General features: G+C 69.1%; 29 protein-coding genes. 14 read left to right on the top strand and 15 right to left on the bottom strand.

The genetic code is table 11. The features are described from left to right. Positions 1–4 precede the first annotated feature (4 nt). Positions 5–1,291, bottom strand: coding sequence for an HlyC/CorC family transporter (locus ACVFYP_RS05825; protein ID WP_499199175.1), 1,287 nt, complete (start codon positions 1,289–1,291; stop codon positions 5–7). A 180-nt stretch (positions 1,292–1,471) separates the two neighbouring features. On the opposite strand from ACVFYP_RS05825, the gene ACVFYP_RS05830 reads away from it, so the two are divergent. The 6 genes from ACVFYP_RS05830 to ACVFYP_RS05855 all read left to right on the top strand — a co-directional run bounded on the left by ACVFYP_RS05830 (position 1,472) and on the right by ACVFYP_RS05855 (position 5,767). After that, the gene (locus ACVFYP_RS05830) at positions 1,472–2,653 is read left to right on the top strand and encodes a urate hydroxylase PuuD (protein ID WP_499199176.1); all 1,182 of its coding nucleotides are present in this window, start codon (positions 1,472–1,474) and stop codon (positions 2,651–2,653) included. Beyond that, positions 2,650–2,988 (top strand): hydroxyisourate hydrolase, encoded by a 339-nt coding sequence (uraH, locus tag ACVFYP_RS05835; RefSeq protein WP_499199177.1) that lies wholly within the window; start codon positions 2,650–2,652, stop codon positions 2,986–2,988. Before ACVFYP_RS05830 ends, uraH begins: the two co-directional genes overlap by 4 nt. Positions 2,989–3,057: 69 nt before the next feature. Then, positions 3,058–4,032, top strand: coding sequence for a 3-hydroxyacyl-CoA dehydrogenase family protein (locus ACVFYP_RS05840; protein WP_499199178.1), 975 nt, complete (start codon positions 3,058–3,060; stop codon positions 4,030–4,032). Then, the gene (locus ACVFYP_RS05845; RefSeq protein WP_499199179.1) at positions 4,029–4,793 is read left to right on the top strand and encodes an SDR family NAD(P)-dependent oxidoreductase; all 765 of its coding nucleotides are present in this window, start codon (positions 4,029–4,031) and stop codon (positions 4,791–4,793) included. Before ACVFYP_RS05840 ends, ACVFYP_RS05845 begins: the two co-directional genes overlap by 4 nt. 81 nt (positions 4,794–4,874) lie before the next feature. Then, positions 4,875–5,300: a VOC family protein gene (locus tag ACVFYP_RS05850; protein ID WP_499199180.1), complete on the top strand. Its 426-nt coding sequence runs from the start codon at positions 4,875–4,877 to the stop codon at positions 5,298–5,300. After that, the gene (locus tag ACVFYP_RS05855; protein ID WP_499199181.1) at positions 5,297–5,767 is read left to right on the top strand and encodes a VOC family protein; all 471 of its coding nucleotides are present in this window, start codon (positions 5,297–5,299) and stop codon (positions 5,765–5,767) included. The genes ACVFYP_RS05850 and ACVFYP_RS05855 overlap by 4 nt, the downstream gene beginning before the upstream one ends. Positions 5,768–5,770: 3 nt before the next feature. Here ACVFYP_RS05855 and ACVFYP_RS05860 read toward each other — a convergent pair whose 3' ends face one another. Then, entirely contained in the window at positions 5,771–6,838 is a 1,068-nt protein-coding gene (locus tag ACVFYP_RS05860; protein ID WP_499199182.1) for an LLM class flavin-dependent oxidoreductase, read from the bottom strand. Positions 6,839–6,964: 126 nt separating this feature from the next. Here ACVFYP_RS05860 and ACVFYP_RS05865 point away from each other — a divergent pair, with 126 nt between their 5' ends. Beyond that, positions 6,965–7,918, top strand: coding sequence for a tripartite tricarboxylate transporter substrate binding protein (locus tag ACVFYP_RS05865; protein ID WP_499199183.1), 954 nt, complete (start codon positions 6,965–6,967; stop codon positions 7,916–7,918). On the opposite strand, the gene ACVFYP_RS05870 is transcribed toward ACVFYP_RS05865, so the two are convergent. After that, the gene (locus ACVFYP_RS05870; protein WP_499199184.1) at positions 7,915–8,301 is read right to left on the bottom strand and encodes a RidA family protein; all 387 of its coding nucleotides are present in this window, start codon (positions 8,299–8,301) and stop codon (positions 7,915–7,917) included. The genes ACVFYP_RS05865 and ACVFYP_RS05870 overlap by 4 nt on opposite strands. Before the next feature lie 77 nt (positions 8,302–8,378). Here ACVFYP_RS05870 and ACVFYP_RS05875 point away from each other — a divergent pair, with 77 nt between their 5' ends. Then, entirely contained in the window at positions 8,379–9,590 is a 1,212-nt protein-coding gene (locus ACVFYP_RS05875) for a Zn-dependent hydrolase (protein ID WP_499199185.1), read from the top strand. A gap of 61 nt (positions 9,591–9,651) precedes the next feature. Here ACVFYP_RS05875 and ACVFYP_RS05880 read toward each other — a convergent pair whose 3' ends face one another. From ACVFYP_RS05880 to ACVFYP_RS05890, 3 genes are all read right to left on the bottom strand, one after another. After that, a complete protein-coding gene (locus tag ACVFYP_RS05880; RefSeq protein WP_499199186.1) occupies positions 9,652–10,482 on the bottom strand; it encodes an alpha/beta hydrolase in 831 nt (276 codons plus the stop codon). Next, positions 10,479–11,456 (bottom strand): D-2-hydroxyacid dehydrogenase family protein, encoded by a 978-nt coding sequence (locus tag ACVFYP_RS05885; protein WP_499199187.1) that lies wholly within the window; start codon positions 11,454–11,456, stop codon positions 10,479–10,481. Before ACVFYP_RS05885 ends, ACVFYP_RS05880 begins: the two co-directional genes overlap by 4 nt. A 66-nt stretch (positions 11,457–11,522) precedes the next feature. After that, on the bottom strand, positions 11,523–12,350 hold the full coding sequence (locus ACVFYP_RS05890; protein ID WP_499199188.1) for a hypothetical protein: 828 nt from the start codon (positions 12,348–12,350) through the stop codon (positions 11,523–11,525). Between the two features lie 364 nt (positions 12,351–12,714). Here ACVFYP_RS05890 and ACVFYP_RS05895 point away from each other — a divergent pair, with 364 nt between their 5' ends. Continuing rightward, entirely contained in the window at positions 12,715–13,401 is a 687-nt protein-coding gene (locus tag ACVFYP_RS05895; RefSeq protein ID WP_499199189.1) for an aspartate/glutamate racemase family protein, read from the top strand. Positions 13,402–13,407: 6 nt separating this feature from the next. Here the strand turns inward: ACVFYP_RS05895 and ACVFYP_RS05900 are convergent, their stop codons facing one another. Continuing rightward, the gene (locus ACVFYP_RS05900; RefSeq protein WP_499199190.1) at positions 13,408–14,169 is read right to left on the bottom strand and encodes a hypothetical protein; all 762 of its coding nucleotides are present in this window, start codon (positions 14,167–14,169) and stop codon (positions 13,408–13,410) included. A gap of 81 nt (positions 14,170–14,250) precedes the next feature. Continuing rightward, positions 14,251–15,216 (bottom strand): N-carbamoyl-D-amino-acid hydrolase, encoded by a 966-nt coding sequence (locus ACVFYP_RS05905; RefSeq protein WP_499199191.1) that lies wholly within the window; start codon positions 15,214–15,216, stop codon positions 14,251–14,253. A gap of 189 nt (positions 15,217–15,405) precedes the next feature. Between ACVFYP_RS05905 and ACVFYP_RS05910 the strand changes: the two genes are divergently transcribed. Beyond that, positions 15,406–16,971, top strand: coding sequence for a GGDEF domain-containing protein (locus ACVFYP_RS05910; protein ID WP_499199192.1), 1,566 nt, complete (start codon positions 15,406–15,408; stop codon positions 16,969–16,971). A gap of 7 nt (positions 16,972–16,978) precedes the next feature. Here ACVFYP_RS05910 and ACVFYP_RS05915 read toward each other — a convergent pair whose 3' ends face one another. The 6 genes from ACVFYP_RS05915 to ACVFYP_RS05940 all read right to left on the bottom strand — a co-directional run bounded on the left by ACVFYP_RS05915 (position 16,979) and on the right by ACVFYP_RS05940 (position 21,362). Continuing rightward, positions 16,979–17,926: an N-carbamoyl-D-amino-acid hydrolase gene (locus ACVFYP_RS05915; protein ID WP_499199193.1), complete on the bottom strand. Its 948-nt coding sequence runs from the start codon at positions 17,924–17,926 to the stop codon at positions 16,979–16,981. Next, a complete protein-coding gene (locus ACVFYP_RS05920) occupies positions 17,923–18,225 on the bottom strand; it encodes a hypothetical protein (protein ID WP_499199194.1) in 303 nt (100 codons plus the stop codon). Before ACVFYP_RS05920 ends, ACVFYP_RS05915 begins: the two co-directional genes overlap by 4 nt. 75 nt (positions 18,226–18,300) lie before the next feature. Further along, positions 18,301–18,507, bottom strand: a complete 207-nt coding sequence (locus tag ACVFYP_RS05925; RefSeq protein ID WP_499199195.1) for a hypothetical protein — start codon at positions 18,505–18,507, stop codon at positions 18,301–18,303. Next, positions 18,504–19,490, bottom strand: a complete 987-nt coding sequence (locus ACVFYP_RS05930) for a Bug family tripartite tricarboxylate transporter substrate binding protein (RefSeq protein WP_499199196.1) — start codon at positions 19,488–19,490, stop codon at positions 18,504–18,506. Before ACVFYP_RS05930 ends, ACVFYP_RS05925 begins: the two co-directional genes overlap by 4 nt. After that, complete coding sequence (locus ACVFYP_RS05935) at positions 19,477–19,974, bottom strand: GlcG/HbpS family heme-binding protein (RefSeq protein ID WP_499199197.1); 498 nt, start codon at positions 19,972–19,974, stop codon at positions 19,477–19,479. The genes ACVFYP_RS05930 and ACVFYP_RS05935 overlap by 14 nt, the downstream gene beginning before the upstream one ends. Beyond that, entirely contained in the window at positions 19,974–21,362 is a 1,389-nt protein-coding gene (locus tag ACVFYP_RS05940; protein ID WP_499199198.1) for a dihydroorotase, read from the bottom strand. The genes ACVFYP_RS05935 and ACVFYP_RS05940 overlap by 1 nt, the downstream gene beginning before the upstream one ends. Positions 21,363–21,557: 195 nt before the next feature. Here ACVFYP_RS05940 and ACVFYP_RS05945 point away from each other — a divergent pair, with 195 nt between their 5' ends. The 3 genes from ACVFYP_RS05945 to ACVFYP_RS05955 are packed head-to-tail and all read left to right on the top strand — an operon-like array spanning position 21,558 to position 24,467. Then, the gene (locus tag ACVFYP_RS05945; RefSeq protein ID WP_499199199.1) at positions 21,558–22,637 is read left to right on the top strand and encodes a TRAP transporter substrate-binding protein; all 1,080 of its coding nucleotides are present in this window, start codon (positions 21,558–21,560) and stop codon (positions 22,635–22,637) included. Further along, entirely contained in the window at positions 22,637–23,134 is a 498-nt protein-coding gene (locus ACVFYP_RS05950) for a TRAP transporter small permease subunit (RefSeq protein WP_499199200.1), read from the top strand. Before ACVFYP_RS05945 ends, ACVFYP_RS05950 begins: the two co-directional genes overlap by 1 nt. 7 nt (positions 23,135–23,141) lie before the next feature. After that, positions 23,142–24,467 carry a TRAP transporter large permease gene (locus ACVFYP_RS05955; RefSeq protein ID WP_499199201.1) on the top strand — a complete coding sequence of 442 codons (1,326 nt, stop codon included), beginning with the start codon at positions 23,142–23,144 and terminating at the stop codon, positions 24,465–24,467. A gap of 48 nt (positions 24,468–24,515) precedes the next feature. Here ACVFYP_RS05955 and ACVFYP_RS05960 read toward each other — a convergent pair whose 3' ends face one another. Continuing rightward, a complete protein-coding gene (locus ACVFYP_RS05960; protein WP_499199202.1) occupies positions 24,516–25,577 on the bottom strand; it encodes an alkene reductase in 1,062 nt (353 codons plus the stop codon). A gap of 189 nt (positions 25,578–25,766) precedes the next feature. Between ACVFYP_RS05960 and ACVFYP_RS05965 the strand changes: the two genes are divergently transcribed. Beyond that, positions 25,767–26,189, top strand: coding sequence for a VOC family protein (locus ACVFYP_RS05965; protein WP_499199203.1), 423 nt, complete (start codon positions 25,767–25,769; stop codon positions 26,187–26,189). Positions 26,190–26,192 lie beyond the last annotated feature (3 nt).

Below are 26,192 nucleotides of genomic sequence, written 5' to 3' on the forward strand. Positions count from 1 at the left end.
GGCCTCAATGCAGCACCGTGGGCTCCGGCGGGCGGACCGCCAGGCGGTCGATGCGCAGGCCGCGGCGTTCCATCACCCGCATGCTGTAGCCCGCGACCTCGATCTCGGCGCCGACTTTCGGAATGCCGCGATGGCGTGCCACCGCCAGGCCGCCGATGGTCGCCGCCTCATCCTCCGGCAGTTCCCAGCCCAGCTCGCGGTTGATGTCGCGCACGCGGACATCGCCGCGCACCTCCACCTGACCTTCCTGCGCCAGATCGCCGAGGATGGCCTCGCCGCGCTCGGCGATCTGGCCGACCACGACTTCCATGATGTCCTCCAGCGTCACGATGCCCTTCAGCGAGCCGTATTCATCGAGCACCATCGCCAGCTTGATCGGCGCCTTGCGGAAGTCCTGAAGCTGTTCCCGCAGCGGCCGGCTTTCGATGACCAGCGTCGGGGGATGGGCGACGGCGCGCAGGTCCATCTTCGTCGGATCGTCGCCCGCCGCGTGCAGCGCGTGCAGCACGTCCCGCGCATGCACCACGCCCAGGATTTCCTCCCCCGGGCCGAGCAGCGGAAAGCGGCTATGGGTGGAGGCCAGCACCTTGGCCAGGAGCTGTTCCGGCGGTTCCGCCGCGTTCAGGCTGGTGACGCGGGAGCGATGCGTCATCACGTCGCGCATCACCATGTCGTCCAGTGCCAGCACGCCGCGCAGCATGCTGCGTTCCTGGCGCGCGGCCAGGTCGGCGGAGCCCTGATGGCCCATCCCATGCAGGTCGATCGCGCCCAGCAGCTCGTCTTCCGTGATGCCGGGCTTCTCGGCTTCCGGCGCGCGGCCGCCGAAGATGCGGAGCGTGAAGCGGACCATCAGGTTCACCACGTCGGCGATCGGTCCCAGCACGCGCATGGTGCCGGAGAGCACCGGCACCATGCGCAGCGCCCCGGTATCCGGGCTGCGCAGGGCGAGGGTCTTGGGCAGCACCTCGGAGAACACCACCAGCACGGCCGTCATGCCCAGTGAGGCATAGGCGATGCCTTCCTCCCCGAACCAGGAGATCAGCAAGGCCGAGGCCAGCGCCGTGGCGGTGGTATTGACCAGGTTGTTGCCGACCAGGATGGCGGCCACCACGCGGTCCTTGCGCTCGCTCAGCCGGCCGAGCGTGGTGGCGCGGCGGTCGCCTTCCTTGGCGCGGCGGGTGATGAAGGCGCGGCTGGCGGCGGTGAAGGCGGTTTCGGTCCCGGAGAACAGCGCGGATGCGCAGAGCAGGGCCAGGATGATGCCAAGCATCAACAGGCTGGTGCCATCCATCGCGCGTCGTATCTCCCGTCTCTTGGCCAGGATTGGCCCGGCCGCCTCCTAGCACGGATGGCGGGTGCTGCGCAGAGGCGGCGCTTGCGGCGGGGCGTGGCTGGCGCGAAAGTTGCTTCACGATTATCGGGGCGCCGGACCGTTCCGGGGCCCGGCTCGCGCCAGGGGATTAGCGGAGATATGGACCTCGCCTACCTCGCCGAATGGGCGAATCTGCTGATCCGCTGGCTGCATCTGATCACCGGCATCGCCTGGATCGGCACCAGCTTCTATTTCATCGGCCTGGACAACCAGCTGGACCCGCCGCGCGATGGCAACCCGCTGGTGAAGGGCGAGCAGTGGTCGATCCATGGCGGCGGCTTCTACCACAAGCAGAAATACCTGAACGCCCCGGCCAGCCTGCCGGAGCGGCTGCACTGGTTCAAATGGGAGGCCTATTGGACCTGGCTGTCCGGTTTCTCGCTGTTCATGCTGATCTATTGGGGCCAGGCCAGCACCTATCTGATCGATCCGGCGGTGATGGATTTGTCGCCCGGCGTGGCGGTGGCGATCTCGGCGGCCATGCTGGTCGCGGGCTGGGTGGTCTATGACCTCGCCTGCCGGTCCAAATGGGGGGAGCGGGAGGCGCTGCTCTCGGCCTTCGGCGTCGGGCTGCTGGTGATCTCCGCCTTCGTCGCCTGCCACGTCTTTTCCGGTCGCGGCGCCTTTCTGCAGATCGGCGCCATGACCGGCACGATCATGGTGGCGAACGTCGCCATGGTCATCATCCCGGGCCAGCGGAAGATGGTCGCGGCCATGCAGGCGGGGCAGGTGCCGGACGCGAAATACGGCCGCTGGGGCAAGCAGCGCAGTGTCCACAACACCTATCTGACCCTGCCGGTGCTGTTCCTGATGATCAGCCCGCACTACCCGATGACCTGGGGCGCCCAGTGGAACTGGGTGGTGCTGCTGGCCATCACGCTCGCCGGCGCCCTGGTGCGGCAGTTCTTCGTGCTGCGGCAATTCGGCCGTAACCCGGTGGCGCTGCCCATCGCGTCCGTGGCGGTGATCGGGCTGATGGCCTTCGCCCTGATGCCGGCGCGCCAGCCGCCGGGCGCGGAGGCGCCCGCCTTCGCCGAGGTCCAGGCCATCACCGCCGCCCGCTGCGCCACCTGCCACGCCGCCCGCCCCAGCCAGGAAGGCTTTGCGGAGGCACCGAAGGGCGTGCGGCTGGATGAGCCGGGGCAGATCCGCCGCTGGGCGCAATCCATCCGCCAGCAGGTGGCGACGGAGGCCATGCCGCCCGGCAACCTGACCGAGATCACGGCGGAGGAACGGGCGAAGCTGATCGCCTGGGTCGCCGCCGGGGCGCCCCGCGAATGAAGGCCTCCGCGCTCACCACCCATATCCTGGACACCGCCACCGGCCGCCCCGCCCAGGGCGTGACGGTGGAGCTGTTCCGGATCGAGGCGAATGGCCCGGTGAAGGTGGCGGAGGCGGTGACCAATGCCGATGGCCGCACCGACGCGCCACTGCTCAGCCCCGAGACCTTCGTCGCCGGGCGCTACGAGCTGCGCTTTCATATCGGCGCCCATTTCGGCGGCGAGGGCTTTCTCGACGTCGTGCCGATCGCCGTGACGCTGCGCGCCGGGCAGGGGCACTACCATGTGCCGCTGCTCTGCACGCCCTGGTCCTACGCCACCTATCGCGGCAGTTGACCGCCGCGCGTCTTGCCCGCCGCCGCCGCACAGGCCAGTTTCGACGGCTCGGACAGGGATGGGACGCAAATGGGCATCAAGGTCGCGGTCATCGGCGCGGGCACCATGGGGCATGCGCTGGCCCTGGTCTTCGCGCTGGGTGGGCATGAGGTGCGGCTGACCGACAGCAGCATGACCACCCTCGACAAGTCCGGCGGCCTGATGGAGACGGCGCTGGAGACGCTGGTGGTGGCCGGCGAGGCGCCGCGGGAGGCGGATGCCGACTGGCTGCACCACGCCGTCACCCGCCTTCCCGTGCTGGCCGATGCGGTGGAGGGGGCGGACCTCATACTGGAGGCCATCATCGAACAGCCGGACGCCAAGCGCGCGCTGTTCCAGGAACTCGACCGGCTGGCGCCCCCGGCGGCGATCATCGCCAGCAATACCAGCTACCTCGACCCTTTCCCGCTGATCCCGGAACGCCGCCAGGCGCGGGCCGTCATCATGCATTGGTACACGCCGCCCTATCTGGTCGATCTGGTGGATATCGTCGGCGGCCCCGCCTGCGACCCGGCGGTGGTGCAATTCGCCGCCGACTTCTGCCGCGCCATGGGCAAACGCCCGGTGGTGATGCGCAAATTCATCCCCGGCTACATCGCCAACCGCGTGCAATCCGCCATCGGGTTGGAAGTCCAGAAGCTGCTGGATGAGGGCATCGCGACGGCGGAGGAGATCGACACCGCGATCATCGAGGGCATTTCGCTGCGCCTGCCGATCCTGGGCGTGCTGGCCAAGGCGGATTTCACCGGCCTCGCCTTCACCCAGACCAGCCTGAAGAACCGCATGTACGAACCGCCGCCCGTGCGCGGCCATTGCGATGCGGTGGATGCGATGGTGGCGCAGGGCCGCACCGGCGTGATGGCCGGCGCCGGCTTCTACGACTGGCCCGGCGAGACGGCGGATGTGCTGGAGGATCGGGACCGCCGGCTGCTCGCGCTGAAACGCGCGCTGCGCCAGATCGGCACGCTGGCAGGGCAGGGGCGGGACAAGGGAGAGGGCGCATGATCACCTATGATCTGCGGGGCAAGGCGGCGCTGGTCACCGGCGGCGCCTCCGGCATCGGGCTGGCCACCGCGACGCTGCTGGCGCGCAGCGGCTGCGACGTGGCGGTGAATTTTCTGGAAGGCGATGCGCGCGGGCCGGCCTCCGTCGCAGCGCTCCAGGCCGAGACCAATGCGCGCATCCTGCCGGCGCCGGGCAATGTCGGCGATGCGGCGGATGCGGAGCGGATGGTGCGGCAGGCCGTCGCCGACCTCGGGCGGCTCGACTATCTGGTGAACAATGCCGGCACGCCGGGCACGCCCACCGCCATCGCGCCCCATGAATTCGACCGGCTGACGGAGGAGCTTTGGGACACGGTGCTGGAGGTGAATTTGCGGGGCGTGTTCCGCTGCGCCAAGGCGGCGGGGCCGGCGCTGCGGGTTGCGAATGGGGCCATGGTCAATATCGCCTCCATCGCGGGGATCAATTCGGCCGGCTCCTCCATGGCCTACGGTGCGACAAAGGCCGGCGTGATTTCATTGACGAAAAACCTGGCGCGCGGGCTGGCGCCGGAGGTTCGGGTGAATGCTGTGGCGCCGGGTGCGGTGGACAGCACCTGGATGATCGAATGGACCGAGGAACAGCGCCGCTCCTCCATCGAGGGCGCGCTGCTGAAGCGCCGCTGCACGCCTGAGGATCTGGCGGAGGTCATCGTCTTCCTGCTGGCCGGCGCCGCCATGGTGACGGGCCAGACGGTGGTCGTGGATGGCGGTCTGACGACCTGAGTCGCGGCCTCGTGACCTGATCGGGGTTGTTAGACTAAACCAAATGGTTCAGTAATTGGCGGCATTCCAGGGAGGCCGCCCATGCCACGGATGATCTTCGTCAACCTGCCCGTCACCGACCTGCCGCGCGCCGTCGCCTTCTACGAGAAGGTCGGCGCGACGAAGAACCCGCAATTCAGCGACGACACCGCCGCCTGCATGGTCTTTTCCGAGACCATCCACGCCATGCTGTTGACGCATGACAAGTTCCGCCAGTTCACCACCAAGCCCATTGTCGATGCCCATAAGGCCTGCGAGGTGCTGATCTGCCTGTCGGCCGAGAGCCGGGCGGAGGTGGATGACCTGCTGCGCCGCGCCGTCGCCGCCGGCGGTGCCGCCGACCCGCTGCCGGTGCAGGATTACGGCTTCATGTATGGCCGCAGCTATCAGGACCCGGACGGCCATATCTGGGAGGTGATGTGGATGGACATGGTCGCGGCGAAGCAGGCCATGGAGAAGTGCGCATGAGCGGCGTGCCCCTCTGCCTCTGGTTCGACGGTCAGGCGGAGGAGGCGGCGCAGTTCTACGCCGCCGCCTTCCGCGATGGCGGCAAGCCGGCCGAGGTCGGCCCCACCATGCGCCAGTCGCCGGACGGGCCGGTGCTGACGTCGGAATTCACCCTGGACGGCCAGCGCTTCATGGGCCTGAACGGCGGGCCCGCCCATCGGCCGACGATGGCGCTGTCCCTCGTCGTCGAATGCGCGGACCAGGCGCAGATCGACCATTTCTGGACGCGCCTGTCGGAGGATGGCCGGACCGTCGAATGCGGCTGGCTGACGGATCGCTACGGCTTCTCCTGGCAGATCATGCCCAGGGAGATGCTGGCCATGCTGCGCGATGAGGACAGGGCACGAAGCGCCCGGGTGTTCCAGGCGATGCTGACCATGACGAAGCTCGACCTCGCCGCGCTGCGCGCCGCGCGCGAGGCGGGCTGAAGGCTACTCCGCGGCCAGCGCGGCGGGCGCCTTCTGGAAGCGCGGCGCCACCTTCTCCATGAACAGCCGCAGCGACCGCGCCGCGACCTCCGCCGGCATCGGGCCGAGCCGGAAACTGCCGATGACGCCGCCGATGCCCGTGGCTTCCAGCTCCGCCATCCGCGCGGCCACCGTTTCCGGCGATCCGATGATGAGCGCCTTGGAGGGATCGACGCGCGCGGGCGGCGCCGTTTCCTTTTTCATGATGATGCCCTGCTCACGATAGATGCGCTCGCGCAGCGCCTTGCGCTGGTCCTGCATGGCGATGAAGGCGGGCACGGCGATGCGCTCCGCCTCCGCATCCGTCTCCGCCACGAAGATGTTGCGCCAGCACCAGCTCTCGGCGAGGCAGGCTTCGATCTGCGCGGCGTCGTAACCGCTTTCGGCCATGGTCGCGCGATACTGCAGCAGGCGATCGCGCGTCGTCTCATAGGACTGCACGTTCATCAGGAAGGGCAGACCGCGCCGCGCGAGATGCAGCGCGCCTGCTTCCGATGATGCCGCACGGACAACATAGGGATGCGGTTTGGTGAAGGGCGTGGGGCGCAGCCGTGGGATGTTGAGGTTCCAGAACTTCCCCTCATGGGTCATCCCCTCCGGGCTGGTCCAGGCCTTGAGCATGATGCCCTCCGCCTCCTCATAGCGTTCCAGCGCTTCCTCTGCCGGAATGCCATAGCCCTGGTATTCGTAGACATTGTAGGCGGTGCCGCGTCCCAGCCCGACGATGACGCGGCCGCGCGACAGGTTGTCGAGCAGCGACATCTGTTCGGCCAGCCGGGTCGGATGGTGCAGCGAAACCTGCGCCACGGCGAAGCCCACCTTGATGCGCTTGGTGGCCGAGAGGATCGCGGCGGCGAAAGTCACCGGATCGACGTATGCGCAATTGCCATCGAAGTGATGCTCGGCGAGCCAGACCACCTCGAAGCCCAGCTCCTCGCAGAGCAGGGCCTCGTCCATCGCTTCCCGGATCGCCTCCGCATCGCGATCGGGGTCGCGGCTTTCGGGAAACAGGAAGTTGCTGAATCGCAGCATGCGGCAGGCTCCGAAACGTCAGCACAAAAGCTACGCGGCAATCGTATTGCACCGCAACCTTCTTCCTTGCGTCACGGCAATGTCAGGATGTTAAGCTGAAGCCTGCCACTTGCGGAGGTTCCATCCTTGCCCAAGCGTCGCACACTCCTCACCGCCAGCCTCGCGCTGCCCGCCCTCGTCAGCCGCGCCCATGCGCAGGACCGGCCCATCAACCTGCTGGTGGGCTTCGCGCCAGGCGGCAACATCGACCTCGCCGCGCGCATGGCCGCGCCCTTCTTCGAGAAGTATCTCGGCCAGCAGGTCATCGTCATCAACAAGGCCGGCGCCGGCGGCATGATCATGCTGAACGAGGTCGCCGCCGCCGCGCCGGATGGCCGCACCGCGGCGCTGGTATCCTTCCCCGCGCTGGTCACCGCGCTCTACGACAACACGCCGCGCTACAGGGTGGACAGCTTCGCCTATGTCGGGCTGCTGACCGATGAGCCCTACACCATCTTCGTCGGCCCCAACTCGCCCTATCGCACGCTCAAGGACCTGGTGGAGGCAGCGCGCGCGGCGCCGGAGACGGTGACGATGGCTGGCGCCGGCGTCGGTGGCGCGCCGCATCTGGCGCTGATGCAGCTGGAACGCGCCGCCGGCGTGCGCTTCACCTGGGTGCCGACGGCGGGCGCGGGGCAGGCGATGCAGCTGGTCCAGGGCGGGCATGTGGCCGGTTCCATCACCACCGTCAGCCTGACCGTGCGCGCCCATATCCAGGGCGCGTTGCGGGTGCTGGCGCTGATGTCCGAAAACCGCTGGGACCGCGCGCCGGATCTGCCGACGACGACGGAGAATGGCTGGGCGGTGGAGGCCGGTTCCGCCCGCGGCTTCGCCCTGCCGGCCGCCACCCCCGCGCCCATCGTGCAGCGCTGGGAGGAGGCGGTGCGCCGCACGGCGGAGGACCCGGCCTTCCGTGCCCTGACCGACCGCGACTACCTCATCCTGCGCTACATGGACCGCGCCACCATGACCGCCTTCGTGCAGCGCGAAAGCGCGACCTATGGCGAGATCTGGCGCAGCAGCCCCTGGAAGCAATCCTAGTAGACGGCCGCGATGCACTCGATCTCCAGCAGGAATTCGGGAACCGGCAGCGCGGCGACGACGCAGGTGGTGCGGGCAGGCAGGGCATCGGCGGGGAAGGCCTCGGCATAGAGGCGGTTCATCTCCGCCACGTCGCCCGCCCGCGTCAGCAGCACATTCGCCTTCAGGATGCTGCGCATATTGCTGCCGCCTTCTTCCAGCGCACGCTTCAGATGGCCGATGACGAGTGCGAATTGCGCCGCGAAGTCATCCTTCGGCACGCCATTCGGCCCCATCGGCCCGATGCCGGACACATAGAGCGTGGCGCCATGGCGGACCGAGATGGCGAAGGGCGGCCAGGCGCGGCCGGTGGCGGGCGGCATGAAGCGGCTGATCTCGGGCATGGTGGCGGTTTCCGTCTCTGGACGCCGCAGGGATGCGCGTTCCACCATGCGGAGGCAACAGCCCGAGGTCGCACGATATGCCGCAGGTCGATACCGCCCGCTTCCTGAAGGACCTGCATGAGCTGCGGAAGATCGGAGCCTATAAGACCGGCGTGCACCGACCGACCTATTCAGCGGAGGATATGGAAAGCCGCCGCTGGCTGATGGATCGCATGGCGGAATGCGGGCTGGAGCCCAGCATCGACGGCATCGGCAATGTCATCGGCCGGCATCCCGGCGCCGGGCCGAAGCTGCTGGTCGGCAGCCATATCGAAAGCCAGAACCAGGCCGGCTGGCTTGATGGGGCGCTGGGCGTGATGGCCGGCGTGGCGCTGGCGCGCAGCGGCCTGCCGGTGGATGTCATCGCCTTCGCCGATGAGGAAGGCCATTACGGTGGCTTCATCGGCAGCCGGTCCTTCATCGGCGAACTTTTCGAAGATGAGATCGACCGCCTGTCCAACCGCTACCACGGCAAGACCCTGCGCGACGCCCTGCGCGAGGCCGGGCTGGAAGGCCTGCCCCGCACCCGCCTGGAGCCCGGCCGGCACAAGGGCTTTTTCGAGCTGCATATCGAGCAGGGCACGCAGCTGGAATCGGCCGGCCAGCAGGTCGGCGTGGTGACGGGCATCGTCGCCATCTGGCAGTGGCGCATCACCATCGAGGGCATGCAGGACCATGCCGGCGGCACCACCATGGCCGAGCGCCGCGACGCCGGCCTGACCGCCGTGCGGCTACTGGCCATGCTGGACGAACGCATGCCCATGGCCTGCGGCCCCCGCAGCACCTGGACCTGCGGCCGCATCAGCCTCGACCCCGGCGCGGCCTCCATCATTCCCGGCAAGGCCGAGGTACTTTTCCAGTTTCGCGATGTGGAGGAGCCCGTGCTGGCCCGCATGGAGGCCTGCCTCCGCGCCTGCGTGCAGGAAGCGAACCGCCGCGAGCGCTGCACCGTGACGCTGGAGCCCGTCAGCCTGTCCAAGCCCGCGCTGTGCGACGATGGCATGCAGGCGGCTCTGGCCGCGGCAGCCGAAAGCCTGGCCCCGGGTGGTTGGCGCCACATGCCGAGCGGGGCGGGGCATGATGCGCAATACATGGCGAAGGTGATGCCCGCCGCCATGCTGTTCTCCCCCTCCATTGCCGGCATCAGCCATCATTGGGCGGAGGATACGAAGGACGAGGATTTGGCGAAGTGCGTGGAGGTGTTGGCGGAGGGAGCGGCGCGGTTTTTGGGGAATAACGCGCCCGTGTGAAGGAGCGCCTGCCCCCGGCCCAGCCAGCGGCGCTGCCGCAACGCCGCTGGCTGGTCGGGCCTCAGCTCAGAAGCGTCTCCGCCAACCTCAGCAACGTCCCACCCGGCTGCCGCAGCGCCTCCAGCACCCGGAAATGGTCCGCGCCGGGGATCGGCACCAGCGGTCCCGGCGCATGGGCCGCGCTGCGCAGCGCGTGAAAATCGCGGCTCTGGCGCACCAGCTCCGGCAGCTCCGCACTGCCATAGGCCACCGCCAGCGGCTTGCGCACCACGGGGCGGCGCATCGGCGACAGCTCCGCGATCTCGGCCTCCGTCAGCTTCAGCGCGGCGTCCAGATAGGTGTCGCGGATCGGCGCCAGTTCGAAGATGCCGGAAATGGCGAGGCCCGCCGTCACCGCCGGATGTTCCAGCGCCAGGGCCGTCAGATGCCCGCCGGCGGACCAGCCGGAGACGACCAGCGGCCCGGCGATGCCATGCTGCGCGCCATGTTCGGAAAGCCAGTCCAGCGCCCGGTGGATCTGCCAGGCGATCTGCGTCAACGAGGCGGCCGGCGCCAGCGTGTAGCCGTTGAAGGCCACCGACCAGCCCATCGCCAACGCGCCCTCCGCGAGGTGCGAGAAGTTCTCCCGCTGGTTGCGCTGCCAATAGCCGCCATGGATGAAGACCAGGCAGGGCGCCGCCGGGTCGCGGCCGGGGAACAGGTCCCAGGCCTCCCGCTCGCCCTCGCCATAGAGCAAATCGAGATGCGCCGGATGCGCGGCGCGGAAGGCGGCCGCGGCGGCGTCCCGCTCCGTGATCAGCGCCGGGCTGTCGGCCACCGCTTCCGCATTGTTGTAGGCGCGGTCGCGCTCCGCCTGGCTGGCCGTCGCCCAGAAGGCCGGCAGCGCGCTCATGGCGTCAGCACGCGGATCGGCTTGTCCGCGAGATAGGCCTCAACCGCTTCCACCGCACCCTGGAAATAGGCTGTGAAATTCTGGCGGGAGACGTAGCCGAGATGCGGCGTCAGCACCGTGTTCGGGCAGGCGAGCAACGGATGGGTCAGCGGCATCGGCTCCTCCTCGAACACGTCGAGGCCGGCGCCGCCGATGCGCTTTTCGGTCAGGGCCGCGATCAGCGCGTCCTGGTCGATCAGCGGGCCGCGGCTGGTGTTTACGATGATGGCGCTGGGCTTCATCAGCCCCAGCTCCTTCGCGCCGACGATGCCGCGGGACCGGTCGGACAGGATCATGTGCAGGGTGACGACATCGGCCTGCGCGAACAGCGCGTCCTTTTCCACCCGTGTGGCGCCGGCGGCAGCGGCGGCCTCCGGGGTCAGGTTCTGGCTCCAGGCGATCACCTTCATGCCGAGCGCCTGACCCACCTTGGCGACGCGGGAGCCGAGCTTGCCGAGGCCGAGCACGCCCAGCGTCAGCCCCTCCGCCGCCGTGCCGACGCTGTTCAGCTGGCCCTTGGCCTGCCAGGTGCCGGCGCGCAGGCTGGCGGTCTGCGCCGGCAGGTCACGCAGCAGGGAGATGATGAGGCCCCAGGTGATGTCGACGGTGGGCGCGCCGCTGCTGCCGGTGCCGCAGGTGGTGATGCCGAGCGCATTGGCGGCGGCGACGTCGAAGGCCCGGTTGCGCTCACCGGTCGTCATCAGCAGCTTGAGATTGGGCAGGCGCTTCAGCAGCGCGGCGGGGAAGGGGGTCCGTTCCCGAATGCCGAGGATGGCGTCGAAGGGCAGCAGGCGCTCCACCAGGGCGTCCTGATCCTTCACCGCATCCTGGAAGACCTCGATCTTCAATTCGGCGGGAAGCCGGTCCCAGGGGCCCATCTCCCGGGCCACGCCCTGGAAATCGTCGAGGATCGCAAGCCGCTTCAGCGTCGCCATGGATGTCTGCCCTTCCGGATCGGTTGCATCCGGAATGCGATTACCTTCCCCCGGCGTCAATGGGGCTCAGTCCACCATCAGGTCCCAACGCATGGTGCGGCCGGGGCGGATCGGCAGATGGCCGGGTGCGGCATCGGCCGCCTGGCCGTCCGCGGCCTGCGGGCGCACCACGCAGGGGGTGAACAGCGCGGCCAGCTGCGCCTCGGTCATCAGGTCCAGGTCGTCCGGCTGGCCGGCGGTGAAATCAGCCGCCAAGGCCGCGGCCAGGGCGGCCGAGGGGCGTGACACCTTCAGGGCGCGGATGACGGGTGGCGGCGGTGGGGCGTCGAGTCGCGGGGCCTCGCCGGACAGCAGCAGGGCAAAGCCGCCCTCGCTATCCGTCCAGGTCACCACCCGCGCCGGCTCGCCCTGCAACACCGTGGCGCATTCCAACCGGCCGAGCGCGATGCCGCGCCCCTGCGCATCCCGCAACTGCCCGATCACCGCCGTCATCCCCACCGGCACGGCGCGGCTGGGGGAGGGGCGGAGGCGAATGGTCAGGCGGGGCAGCGGCGCGGCCTCCCCACCACCCAGGGTTGGCCGTTCCGGGAAGCGGGAGGGGATGTCGATGGTCATGGCCGCCGGCAGGAAACGCCGCTCGGGATCCGTCACCAGGATGCGCCGCGGGCCGGGTGGCAGCTCCTGCAGGAAACTCAGGCCGGTGACCGGGTCGAAGCTGCGCGCCACGCTGGCGATGCCGACCGGCTGCAATCGCAGCCCGGCGATGGCGGGCAGGGCGCCGGGGCGGCCCTCCGCCTCATAGCGCAGGGCGCGGATGCCAAGGATGGGTTCGCCCGCGACGGGCCGCGAGGGTGGTGCCAGGCGCCAGGCTGGAAGAAGGCCGGCGGCGCTCATGCGTCGAAGTCTTCTTGGTTGTTCACCTGGCGCCCTCATGCTGGTGGTTTCGGAAGGCTAACAGGAGAAATGAGCGGGCCGCAACTATCGGTTGTCCCCGCTGAGCGGTCCCCTGCGGTGGGTCAGGCCTCCGCCTCGGGGGTTTATCCGGACCTTCCAGGCCGGAGGCCGCTCTGTCGGATGTCATTGTCCTGGCCAGCGCGGGATTCGTCGCATTTTCCGCCTTACTTCGCGGATTTCTCGACGAAGACATACTTGAGCGACCCGTCGCGACCGGGGTCCTGCGGGCTTGTGCCGAGCGGGCCGGGGCGCAATCCTGCCGCATGGCCAGGGCTCTGGCGACAGGAAAATCGGAGACAGGCGGATGGCCGAGCGCATCCTGGTGATCAACCCCAATAGCAGCCATAGCTGCACCCAGGGCATCGATGCCGCGCTGGACGGCTTCCGCGCCCCGGGCCTGCCGCCGATCGAGGTCACCCAGCTTCAGGATGGCCCGCCCGCCGTCGTCACCTGGCGCGACTGGTTCGGCGTGGCGGAGCCGCTGTGCCGGCTGGTGGAGCGGGAGGCGGCCGCGGCCTATGTGATTGCCTGCGTCTCCGACCCCGGCGTGGATGCGGTGCGCACCGCGACCCGCGCGCCGGTCTTCGGCCCCTTGCGCAGCGCGGTGGCGGCGGCCCTGGCGCGGGCGGACCGCTTCGGCATCATCGCCTTCGGTGACCCGTCCCTGCCGCGCCAGCGGCGGTCCTTGCAGGCGATGGGGGTGGAGGGGCGGCTGCTCGGCCACATCCCGCTGAACCTGCCGATGGAGGTGCTGACCGATCCGGTGGCGCCGCGCGCCGCGCTGATCGCCGCCGGCCGCCGGATCGCGGAGATGGGGGCGGAGGCGGTGATCCTCGGCTGCGCCGGCATGGCCTTCCACCGCGCCGCGGTGGAGGAGGCCTGCGGCATCCCGGTGATCGAGCCCTGCCAGTCGGCCGTGGCGCTGGCCCTTCAGGCGGTGATCGCCGCCCGGCCCGCCCAGGCCCGGCTGCGGGCCCAGGCGGCGGAGTAGCGCTGGCTACTTCTTCAGCTTCGGACCGGCCGGCTTGCCGTCCCAGCTATCGACCATCCAGGTGAAGGCAGTGGTCCAGGCCGGATCGGTATTCGGCGGCAGGCGACCGGCACGCAGCTCCGCCACGTCCACATCCGCGAGCTGGAGATGCGGCATCTCGCCGGGCTTGGAGATCAGGCCCTCATCCGCGCCGACGGCATGCAGCCTTTCCCACATCCGCGCCTGGCCCTCATCCGCGTCCCAGGACCAGCGGCCTTCCAGCGCCAGCACGAAATCGGCGGCCAGCCCGTATTGGTGCAGGCTCTCGAAGGCCTGCACCGGCGTCAGGATACGTCCCGGGCGGCTGCGGCCGGAGGCGTAGAGCGCGTTCTGGCGCCAGGGGCCGCGCATGCCCTCATAGATGCCGAAGGGGATGCCTTCCGCGTTCAGCCGGGCCACGGTGCGCAGCGCCTTGTTACGGAAGGCGGGGTGCAGCATCTTCGGGTCGCGGTTCACCCGTTCCACATTCCGCCAGGGGAAGGTCTCGGTGACATGGGTCGGCGCCTTGGCGCCGGCGACCTGGCGGCGCAGCAGCCCGGCGGGCGCGAAGCCCTTCTGGCCGGAGGGCGCCTCCACCGGCAGCCAGCCTTCCGCCACCTCACCGGCCAGCACCAGCACCTGGTCGATCGGCAGGGTGCGGATCGACTTGTGGTCCGGGCCCGGCCCCTCCCGCAGCTCCGTCGTGGCGATGACACGGTAGAGGATCGGATAGGCGGAGGGTTCGGTCATGAAGAAAGATACCTCGTGGGGAGGGAAGGCAGGTTAACGCGGTGCGGGAGAAGTCGCCAGACGGGCTCCCTCCCTGGTGATTCAGCCCTTGGGCGTCCAGGCCGGCGGGGCCTCGCTGCCGGTCTGGCCGGTGATGCGGCCGTAATGCTCCGGCCGGCGGTGCCGGGCGAAGTTGAAGATGGTGTTGCGGCCCAGCTCGCACATGCCGAGGTCGCAATCGGCGACGATCACCTCATCGCCCCAGCTGGTCGCCATGGCCATGATCTCCCCCTGCGGGTTGACGATGATGGAATGGCCAAACAGCTCATGCCCGTCCTCGTCGCCGGCCTTGGCCACGCCCACGCCGAAGCAGGCATTCTGGTAGCAGCCGGCCTGGATCGACAGATGGCTGTGGGCGACGCGCAGATGATGCGCCTCGAAGCCGCGGTTTTCCATGTTCAGGCTGGGGGTGTTGTAGCCCAGCATGACCAGCTCGACCTGCTGCAAGCCCAGCACGCGCCAGGATTCCGGCCAGCGGCGGTCGTTGCAGATCATCATGCCGATATTCACCGGCCCGGCACTGCCCACCGGGGCGCGGACCACGGGGAAGCCCAGGTCGCCCGGCTCGAAATACCGCTTCTCCAGGTGCTGCACCTTGCGGATGGGGTCGTATTCGACATGCCCGGGCAGATGCACCTTGCGGTATTTCAGCACGATCTCGCCGGAGGGATGGACGAAGACGGCGGTGTTGTAGCGGTGGCCGTCCGGCGTCATCTCCGCGTAGCCCAGGTGAAAGGCCATGCCGAGCCGCCGCGCCGCATCGAACAGCGGCGCCGTCTCATTGGACGGCAGGGCGTGCTCGTACCAATGGTCCGCCTCGGCCAGGTCCTCATGGTACCAGCGGGGGAAGAAGGTGGTCAGCGCCAGCTCGGGATAGACCACCACCTCGGCGCCGCGGCGATGCGCGGTTTCCATCAGCCGGACCATGCGATCCACGGCGACGTCGCGCCCCTCGGCCTTCTGGATCGGACCCATCTGGGCGGCGGCGACGACAAGGCGGCGGGACATGCGGCGGGTCTCCGATACGATCGCGGCCAGATGCCAGAGCGGCGCGCGGCTGGCCAGCCCCCGGCCCCCATTGCGGTGTGGCCGCCCGTCAGCCTCCGCCAAGAAGGTCGCGCTTCTCTACAAAATTGAACATCGGCACACGCCAAGGTTGCGCTAGATGGAGGCTTGCACCCAAAGACGGATGCCACCTTGTCTCTGCGCGACCCCTTCCGCTTCTTCGCCTCCCGCCTCCGCAGCATGCTGACCATTGGCATATCCTGCCTTCTGGTGGGTGGCGGCCTGTCCGCCCTGGTGCTGATGCGGGAACGGGGCCTGCTGCTGGAGGAGCAGGGCCAGCGGCTGGCCGCGGCCGCCAGCGTCATGGCCGGCCGACTTGATGCCGGCTTGGCGGCCTGGGGGCAGGATGTCGCGATGCTGGCCCGCTTCGCCGCCTTCCAGGCGGAACCCGCGGAGCCGGCGGTGGCACGGCGGCTGTTGGATGACCTGAAGACCCGATCGCCCGAATTCTCCTGGATCGGCTTCGCCGGCACGGATGGCCGTGTGATCGCCGCGACGGGCGGGCTGCTGGAGGGGGTGAATGTCTCCGCCCGCCCCTGGTTCCCGGGCGGGCTGGCGGGGCTCTATCTGGGCGATGTCCATCCCGCGGTCCTGCTGGCCCGGCTTCTGCCGGCCTCCGAGGGCGGGGAGAACGCCTATTTCGTGGATGCGGCCGCCCCCGTGGTCAGCCGCGACGGCCGCACGCTCGGCGTCGTCGCGGGCCATATGAACTGGCTCTGGGCAGAGGGCATCCGGCAGGAGATGACGCGGACGAGCCCGGAGCGGCCGCCGCCGGAATTTCTCGTGCTGGGCAGCGATGGCGGCGTGCTGCTGGGGCCGGAGGCGCTGCGCGGTCGGCCACTCGCCGATGCGGCGCTGGACGCGGCGCGGCGGAACCGGGAAACCGGCTGGGTCCTGACCGCGGGCGACCAGCAGGCCGGCTTCGCCCGCACCCATGGCTATGCCGCCCATCCCGGGCTGGGCTGGCAGGTCGTGGCGCGGCGGGATGTCCGCCTCGCTTTGGCGCCGCTGCCATCGCTCGCCACCTGGCTCGTGATTGGGACCCTGGGCGTGGCCCTGCTGGCGGCGCTGGTGGCCGGTGCCATTGTCGACCGCTTCGGTCGCGCGCTGGGGGCGCTGACCGGTCGGGACATGGCGGGCGCGAATGTCTCCGCCGAGCTGGAATGGATGGCCGGTACGCTGCGCCGGCTGCGCGACACTGCCTGGCGCGACCCGCTGACCGGCCTGCTGAACCGCGCCGGCTTCGCCGAATGGCGCAGCGCGCATCCGGAGGCCGAGCACGACTGCGCCCTGCTGATGCTGGACCTCGATGGCTTCAAGCCGATCAACGACAAGCTCGGCCATGCCGCGGGCGATGCCGTGCTTGCGGCTATCGGGCGTTGGCTGGAGGGCCATTTGCGGGTCGGCGACTGCGCCGTTCGGATGGGCGGCGACGAGTTCCTGATCTGCCTGCGCGGCCCCGCCGCCCTGGCCGAGACCGCGGCGACCGAGGTCTCCCTGCGCTTCCAGACCGCCCTGGCGGAGGGGCTGGTGACGCCGATGGGGCGGCTGTCGCTGGGGTGCAGCATCGGCACCGCCATCCTGCCGCGCGACGCCGGGGGGATCGATGCCGGCATCGAGCATGCCGACCGGGCGCTGTATGAGGTGAAGCGCTTGCGGCAGGCGGCGCGGCCGGAAACGGTGCCCGGCGCGCGGTAGCGCCCGCTCAGTCGGGCGCCACCACCCCCACCTGTTCCACAATCCGACCATACCACTGCGGCCGGCGATGCGCCGCGAAATTGAACATCTTCTCCTTGCCTTGCAGGCAGGCGTCGAAATCCACCTCCGCCACAATGACCTCGTCGCCCTTGGTCTTGGCCTGCGCCACCACGCGGCCATTCGGGTCGACGATGCAGGACCCGCCGATCAGCCCGGCGCCATCCTCCACCCCCGCCTTGGCCACGGCGATCGCCCAGGTGGCGTTCATATAGGCGTTGGACTGGGCGGCCAGGATGGAGTGGAAAGTGCGCAGCTCCTCGCTCTCGCCCTCACCGCCATTGGGGTCATAGGCGGCGGAATTGTAGCCGACCATCACCAGCTCCACCCCCTGCAGGCCCAGGCAGCGCCAGCCTTCCGGCCAGCGGCGGTCGTTGCAGACCAGCATGCCGAGCACCGCGCGGCCCCAGGCCTCCGGCCCCCGCGCCACGGGGAAGCCCATGTCGCCATACTCGAAATACATCTTTTCGAGCTGCTGGTACTTCTGGCCGTCCTTGACCCGGTCGCTGCCGGGCAGGTGGATCTTGCGGTACTTGAACAGGATCTGGCCATCCGGACCGACGGTGATGGCGCTGTTGAAGCGCTGGCCTTCCGGCGTCAGCTCCGCATAGCCGACATAGAAGCCCACCCCGAGTGCCCGCGCCCGGTCGAACAGCGGCTGCACCGCCGGGTTCGGCATGGCGGTCTCGAAGCTCGCCAGCAGCTCCGGCGCGTCCCGCTCCATGGGCCAGCGCGGGAAGAAGGTGGTGAAGGCGAGTTCGGGGAACACAACTAGCTTCGCGCCCTGGGCCGCTGCCGCCTCCAGCAGCGCCACCATCCGGGCGAGGGTCGCGGCGCGGTCGTCGGCGCGCTGGATGGGGCCCATCTGGGCGCCGGCGATGGTGAGGAGGCGGCTCATTTGAACAGGTTCCTGATGTCTTGCCGGGTGCCGCCGAAGCCGCGCCACAGCACGATGAATCCAAGGATGAAGCCCAGCCCGGCGGCGAAGCCCGGCACGCCCTGCCGGGCGCCCGCGAGCTGCGCCAGCACCACGCCGACGATGCCGGTGGCGACGCCCGTGGCGATGGCCATCAGCAGATGCCCGCGCCCCGGCCCCACCCTGGGCGGCGGCCCGGGCAGCGTGGTGCGGGAGGGGCGCGGTGGGCGCTTGATCCAGCGCTGGCCGGAGGGGCGGCGCGGATGCGGGGGCTGGCTCATGCCGGGACTACTCTGGTCATGTTGGGTCCGGCTCTAGCGTGATCCCCACATCGGGACCATGCCGGCCGGAAGGCCTCAGCGCTGCAGGGTCAGCTTCAGCGCCAGCGCGAACACGATCACGCCGCCGATCACCATGGTCATGCCACCAAAATCGTCCGGGCTCAGCCCCAGCAGCTCATAGGCCGTCACGCCGAGTCCGATGAGGACCAGAATGCCGATGGCCACGATATGCTGGGTTGCGAGGCCCGGGGGCGGGGCCTCATCCTGGTCATCGGCGGTCATGCATCCAACTCCGGTCGTATCGCCTCGACGATCGGCGCGTAGCGCGCCTGTTCGGCCGCTATATAGGACGCGGCCGTTTCTGGCGAACCGGGGGCGGCGGGCTCGATGCCGGCAGCCGCCAGGCTGGCGCGGAAGCTGGCATCCGCCAAGGCCGCGTTGGTGGCGGCCGAAAGCCGGGCCAGCACCGGGGCCGGCAGGCCGGGGGGTGCGAAGACGGCATGCCATAGCACCGCGGTGAAATCCGGACGCCCGAGCGCCTCCGCCGCCGTCGGCACATCGGGGGCCTGCGGCGCGCGGGCGTTCGAGGCGACCGCCAGCATCCGGGCGCGGCCAGACTGGTGCAGCGGCAGGCCGGCGCCCAGCGTGTTCACCGCCAGCGCCAGCGTGCCCGAGAGCAGGTCATTCATCGCCGGCGCCGCGCCGCGATAGGGGATATGGCTGAGGCTGGTGGCGCCGCCTTCACGCTTCAGGATCTCGGTCGCCAGATGCATCAACGTGCCGGTCCCCGGCGAGCCATAGGCCAGCGGCGGATTGGCGCCGCGCGCCGCGGCCAGGAAGGCCGGCAGGGTCGCCGGCTGGTTGGGATTGGCCAGCCAGCAGAGCGGTCCGCCACCCAGCGTGGCGACGGCGAGAAAATCCTTCGTCGCGTCATATTGCGGCTGGCGGGTCACCAGATTGTACAGCGCATGGGTGGAGGCGGTGCCGAACAGCAGCGTGTGGCCATCCGGCCGCGCGCGAGCCACTTCGAGCGAGCCGATGGCACCCCCGGCGCCGCCGCGATTCTCGGTGACCACCGGCTGGCCCAGCTCCCGCGTCATGCGGTCCGCGTAGAAGCGGGCATAGACGTCGGTGGGGCCACCGGCGGGGAAGGGGATGATCAAGCGGATCGGCCGATCCGGAAAAGCCTGCGCCAGGGCCGGTGCGGCCAGCAAGGTGCCGCCGGCCGCCAATAACGCCCGTCGCGAAATCCTAAAGTCCTGCATCGCGCCAACCCTCCACGGGCGTTTCGGGATGGGGGACCAGCCCGGCGGCCCGAACGCCGGCGATGGCCGCGTATTCATCCTTGTCGGAGGCATCGCCGCTGACGCCGACCGCGCCAATCACCGCGCCATCCTCCCGGCAGATCAGCACGCCGCCGGGAACGGGGATGAAGCGCCCGTCGCTGGCCGCGGCGATCGCCGCCTGGAAGGCCGGGCGTTCCTTCAGCCGGTCGCGGATGATGCGGCTGCCGATGCCCATGCCCAGCGCGCCATGCGCCTTGCCGCGCGCGATCTCCGCGCGAAGGATGCCGGAGCCATCCTCCCGCTTCTGCACCACCACATGGCCACCGGCATCCAGCACCACGACGGTCAGCGGCAGCAGCGCCGCCTGGCGGCCGGCGGCGAGCGTGGCATCGGCGATATGCTCCGCCACCGCCAGCCGCAGTTCCACCGCCAGGTGGCGGATGTAGTAGCCGTGGTCGGCCATCAGTCGAGCGCGCTGTTGGCGTGCTGGCGGGGCACGAAGCGGCCGCTGCCAGGCTTCGCCTTCACCTCCGTGCCGTTCCAGATCTCGGCACCACGCAGGATGGTGGCGGCGACGCGCGCCTTCATGGCGCGGCCGTGATAGGGCGACCAGCGGAAATCGTCGCGGTCCTGGATGATGCGCTCGTCGAAGACGAAGTCGCCGGTTTCCAGCACGCAGAAATCCGCATCGGCGCCGATGCGGATGCCGCCCTTCTTCGGGTTCAGCCCGTGATAGCGGGCCGGCTCCTCCGAGCACATGCGCGCCATCACCGTGGGCGACAGGCCGCGCTCCGCCAGCAACGTATACATCAGCGGTGCGAAGCTCTGCAGGCCGGTCAGGCCGGCGCCGACCGGGAAGATGTCGCCGTTGTATTCCTTCTTCGCCTTCGGCCAGGGCGCGTGGTCGGTGGAGACATAGGCCATGATGCCGGCATCCATCGCGCCCCACATGCGCTCCACCTCCTCCGCCGTGCGGAAGGGAGGGTTGCATTTGCCGAAGCCCTGGAGCCGGACGATGTCCTCCTCCGTCATGCAGAGATACTGGATGCAGGCCTCGCCGGAGGTCTTGGCCCCCATGCCGCGATAGATCTTCGCCAGTTCGAAGCCGCGGGCGATGGAGGAATGCGCGATATGCACATGCGCGCCGGTTTCCAGCGCCATCTCGAAGATCTCGAGATCCGCCATGCTTTCGGTCAGCGGCGGGCGGGTGCGGCAATGCCAGATGGGGGAGGTGTTGCCGGCGGCCTTGGCGGCCTCCGTCAGCTTCACCACCAGCTCCTGGTCCTCATTGTGCACGGCCACCATCAGGCCGGTCTTCGCCATCTTGGTCAGCGCGGCGAGCATGGTGGGATGGTCGATGCGCGGGAAGCGGTGAGCATCGTATTCATAGGTGGAAAGCTTGAAGGCGCTGGCGCCCGCCGCTGCCAGGGCCTCGATATCCTCCGCCCCGCCATCCTTCCGGATGGTGCCGTAGAGCGCCATGTCGACATGCGCCAGGCGGTTCACCCATTCCACCTTGTCGACGAAGATCGCCGCCGTGGTCACCGGGTTCGGCACGTCATAGGGCATGTCGCAGACGGTGGTGACGCCGCCGGCGGCGGCCGTCATCGTCGCATTCTCGATCCCTGGCCAGCCGGTGGAGGAGGAGGTGTGCATATGGCCGTCGACTAGGCCGGGCAGGATCAGCCGGCCGCGATGGTCCGCCACGGCCTTGGCCGGCGGCGTCACACCCTCGCCGATCGCCGCGATGGTCTCGCCGCGGATGGCGACATAGCCATCCGCCAGAACGCGGTCAGACAGCACCACGGCGCCGCGCAGGACAAGGTCGAAGGGTTCGGCGGCGTCGGACATGCAGGGGACTCTCCGTAAGGTCGGCACCGAAGCTAGGACGGGTCGGCGCCGCCGCCAATCCGGGGAAGGCTGCCTTATATCCGTGCAGCGCGGTCGGGAAATGGGCGCTGCCAGGGCGGCCTGGCGCCGCCAGGCTCGTTTCGGGGCTGGCACGCGGCTTGCTGACCTCGTGGCCACCAATCCGGGAGAGGCCTGATGCAGCGTCGCAACCTGATCGCCAGCGCAGCGGGGGCTGGCGTGCTCGCCGCGCCCACCGTCGCCACCGCCCAGACCACCTTCAACTGGCGCATGACCAGCTTCTACGGCCCGCAGGCGGCCTTCTATTCGACCGGTCCGGGCTCCGCCAAGGACCTGATCGACCGCATCCAGAAGATGTCGAACAACCGCATCCGCATCCAATTCTTCGGCGCCGGGGAGTTGATTCCCGCCGGCGAGGGGTTCGATGCCGTCTCCTCCGGCATCGTCGAGATGAATTATGCAAACGCCTATTTCTGGACCGGCAAGACTTTTGCGGCGCAGTACTTCACCGCGGTGCCCTTCGGCCTGAACTACCAGGGGCTGAATGGCTGGATGTATGACGGCGGTGGCCTCGACCTGTGGCGCGAGGTGTACGACCGCTTCAACCTGGTGCCCTTCCTCTGCGGCAATACCGGCGTGCAGATGACCGGCTGGTTCCGCCGCCCGATCGAGAAGGTGGAGGATTTCCGGGGGCTGAAGATGCGCATCCCGGGCCTCGCCGGGCGCGTCTACCAGAAGCTCGGCGTTGATGTGCGGCTGCTGCCGGGCGGCGAGATTTTTCCGGCACTCGAACGCGGCGTGATCGATGCGGCCGAATTCGTCGGGCCCTATCTCGATCGCCAGCTCGGCCTGCAGCGCGTCGCGAAATACTACCACACGACCGGCTGGCATGAGACGGCGACGGCCTCCGAGCTCATCATCAACAAGGCCGCCTGGGCGCGGCTGCCCGCCGACCTCAAGGCGATCGTGGAAAATGCTGTCGCCGCCTGCAATGTGATCTCCGAGGCCTGGTGCCAGAAGAACAATGCCGAGGCGATGGAGGACCTGATCAGGAACCAGGGCGTCAACGCCCTGCCGCTGCCGGACGAGGTGGTGGCGCGCCTTCGCACCGAGACGAATGCCGTGCTGGAGGAGGCCGTGGCGCGCGATGCGGTGACCAAGCGCGTGCATGACAGCTACATGGCCTACAAGCAGAAGTTCGAGGCCTGGTCGACCTATAGCGAGGTTCCCTACCACAACAAGATCCGCCAGGGCTGATGGCGGGTCTCTCGCGCGCGGCCGATGCGATCGACGGAGTCGTCGACCGCATCGGCCAGCTTTCCGCGCTCGCCGTCGCCGCCCTGGTGCTGGTGATGGCGAGCAATGTGCTGCTGCGCTACGGTTTTTCGCTCGGCAGCGTCTGGGCGCAGGAGCTTGAGTGGCACCTGATGGCACCCATCGCGCTGATCGGCGCGGCCTATGCGCTGCGGCATGGCGAACATGTGCGCGTTGACGTGCTCTATGCCGGATTCTCGGAGCGCAACAAGGCGCGCGTCGATGTGCTAGCGGGCGTGGCCGGCATGGCGGTGTGCGTGCTCGTCATTCAGCTGTCCTGGCGCTACGTGATGCAGAGCTGGGGGCAGGATGAGGGCTCCGCCAATCCGGGTGGTATTCCCGCGCGCTATCTGCTGAAGGCCTTCATCCCCGCGGGCTTCGCGCTGCTGCTGCTGCAATTCGTGGCGGAGACGCTGCGCTCCCTCTCGCGCCTTCGCTGAGATTCACATGCCCCTGACAGAGATCTACGCCATCCTCATGCTGGTGGCGTTCTTCGGCCTGCTGATGCTCGGCATGCCGGTGGCGCTGACCCTGGCCGTCTCCGGCTTCGCCTTTGGCTGGCTTGGCTTCGGGCCGATGCTGTTCAACCTGCTGCCCGCGCGCATCTATGGCGTGGTCACCAGCTATTCACTGCTGGCGATTCCGCTGTTCGTCTTCATGGGCGTGGCGCTGGAGAAATCGCGCCTCGCGGAAGACCTGATGGAGGTGGTGGGGCGGCTGTCAGGCGCGCTACGCGGCGGCCTGGGCCTCGGCATCGTCTTCGTCGGCGTGCTGATGGGCGCGACCACGGGCATCGTCGGCGCCACGGTTGTGACGCTCGGCCTGCTGACGCTGCCGGCGCTGCTGAAGCGCGGCTACGACCCGGGTCTCGCCTGCGGCGTGATCTGCGCCTCCGGCACGCTGGGGCAAATCATTCCGCCGAGCCTGATCCTGATCCTGCTGGCGGATATCATGAACCTCTCGGTCGGCACGCTCTTCGCCGCCGCGGTGCTGCCGGGCCTGATGCTGTCGGGCATCTACTGCGTGTACATCCTGGCCCTCGGCATCTTCCGGCCCGAGATGGTGCCGGCGGTGCCGGCGGAGGAGCGTGCTCTGATCTCGACGCGGCAGTTGCTGGCGAAGCTGGTGCGCGTCATCGCCCCGCCACTGGGTCTGGTCGCCGCCGTGCTGGGCTCCATCATCGCGGGCATCGCGGCACCGACGGAAGCGGCGGCGATGGGCGCGCTCGGCGCGCTGATCGTCTGCGCGTTGGGGGGGCGGTTGAGCTGGTCGCTGGTGGTGGAGACGCTGCGTTCCACCGCGCGGATCACGGCGATGATGATGTTCATCCTGATCTGCGCTCAGGTTTTTGCGCTCGCCTTCCGCGGGTTGCGCGGGGAACAGCTGGTCGAGGACCTGTTTGCCTTCCTGCCGGGCGGCGTCGGCGCCGACATCTGGTTCATGCTGATGCTGGTCTTCGTGCTCGGCTTCTTCCTCGAATGGATCGAGATCAGCTACATCGCCGTGCCGCTGTTCCTGCCGATCTTCGCGCAGGCGGGGGTGGACCCGGTGTGGCTGGCCACCCTGATCTGCGTAATGCTGCAAACCAGCTTCCTGACGCCGCCCTTCGGCTGGGCGCTGTTCTTCCTGCGCAGCGTGGCGCCGCCGGAGATCACCACCGGGCATATCTACCGCGGCGTGGTCCCCTTCGTCGTCATGCAGCTGCTGGCCGTGGTCTTCGTCTATCTCGCCCCCGGCATGGCCACCTGGCTGCCGCGGGCGATCGGCTGGTAGCTCGCGCAAACTCTCTCCCCCGATGTGGGGGAGAGGGTCGGTGCGATGTTACGCCGCCAGCTTCGGATAGTCCGTGTAGCCCTTGGCGTCGCCACCGTAGAAGGTGGCCTGGTCCGGCGCGTTCAGCGGGGCGTCCTGCTTCAGGCGCTCCACCAGGTCCGGGTTGCTGATGTAGCTGGACCCGAAGGCGATCAGGTCGGCGCGGCCACTGGCGATATCCGCCTGGGCGCGCGCCTTGTCGTAGCCCGCGTTCAGGATGATCGGCCCACCAAAATGCTTGCGCGCCAGGCCGATGACATCGAAGGCTGGCTTGGCATCGAGGAAGTGGACATAGGCGAGCCCCTTGCCGGAGATGCCCTGGATCACCGGGGTGTAGCTGCCCTCCACATCCGGATCGTCGATGTCGTTGAAGGGGTTGCCCGGGCTGAGCCGCACACCCACACGCTCCGGCCCGATCGCCTTGGCGGCGGCATCGGTGATGGCGATCAGGAAGCGCGCGCGGTTCTCGGCGGAGCCGCCCCACTTGTCGGTGCGCTTGTTGCTGTTCGGCGCCAGGAACTGGCCCGGCAGATAGCCATTCGCCCCATGGATCTCGACACCATCCAGCCCGGCGGCCACGGCGTTGCGCGCCGCCTGGGCGTAGGCCTCGATCATCTGCTCGATCTCGGCCTCGGTCAGCGCGCGCGGCGTCGGCAGGTCCTTCATGCCGGCGGCGGTGTACATCTGGCCCTTGGCGGCAATGGCGGAGGGGCCCACCGGCTCCAGCCCATCCTGGTGCTCCGGCACCGCGATGCGGCCGACATGCATGAGCTGCGCGAAGATATGCCCGCCCTTGGCATGCACGGCCTGCGCGATCGCGCGCCAGCCTTCGACCTGGGCTTCGCTGTAGAGGCCGGGGATGTCGCTGTAGCCACGGCCATTGGCGGCTGGCGTGGTGCCCTCGGTGACGATCAGGCCGGCGGAGGCGCGCTGGCCATAATATTCGGCCATCAGCGCGTTGGGCACATTGCCCGGCGCGCGGCTGCGCGTCATCGGCGCCATGACGATGCGGTTGGGCAGGGTCAGACCGCCCAGCTTCACGGGGCCGAACAGGTCGGGGGTTTCGGTCATAGGGTCGTCCTCATGCTGTGTGGCGCGGCGCGGGTGGCGCCGTGGCCTTGGTCAGAGAATTGGTGCGGCGGCCCGACTTCGCCATGGGCCGCCGGCCATGCCGGATATCAGCAATGGTGATGAAGCCGCCGGCTTGCACGATCCCGCCGCGCCGGCGCATGGGGGATGACGGCCGAAAGGACATGCGCCATGCAGCAGCAGATTGCCGTCATCACCCTCGGCATTGCCGAGATCGCCCGGTCCCGCCGCTTCTACGGGGATGGCTTCGGCTGGGTGCCGGTCTTCGAGAATGCGGAGATCGTCTTCTACCAGATGAATGGCCTGATGCTCGGCACCTGGCTGCGACCGGCGATGGAGGCCGATCTGGGTCTTCTCGGCCTGGACCGGCCCGGCGCCGTCACCCTGGCCCACAATGTCACCTCGGCGGAGGCGGTGACCGCGGCGATGCGATCACTGGAGGCGGCCGGCGGCCGTGTGCTGCGCCCGGCCGATGCGCCGCCGCAGGGCGGATTCCGGGGCTATGTGGCCGATCCGGACGGCCATGCCTGGGAAATCGCCTGGAATCCCGCCTGGCCGATCGATGCCGAGGGCCGGGTCAGGTTCGGCGTCTAGGTT

This window comes from Roseomonas sp. F4 (assembly GCF_053891155.1).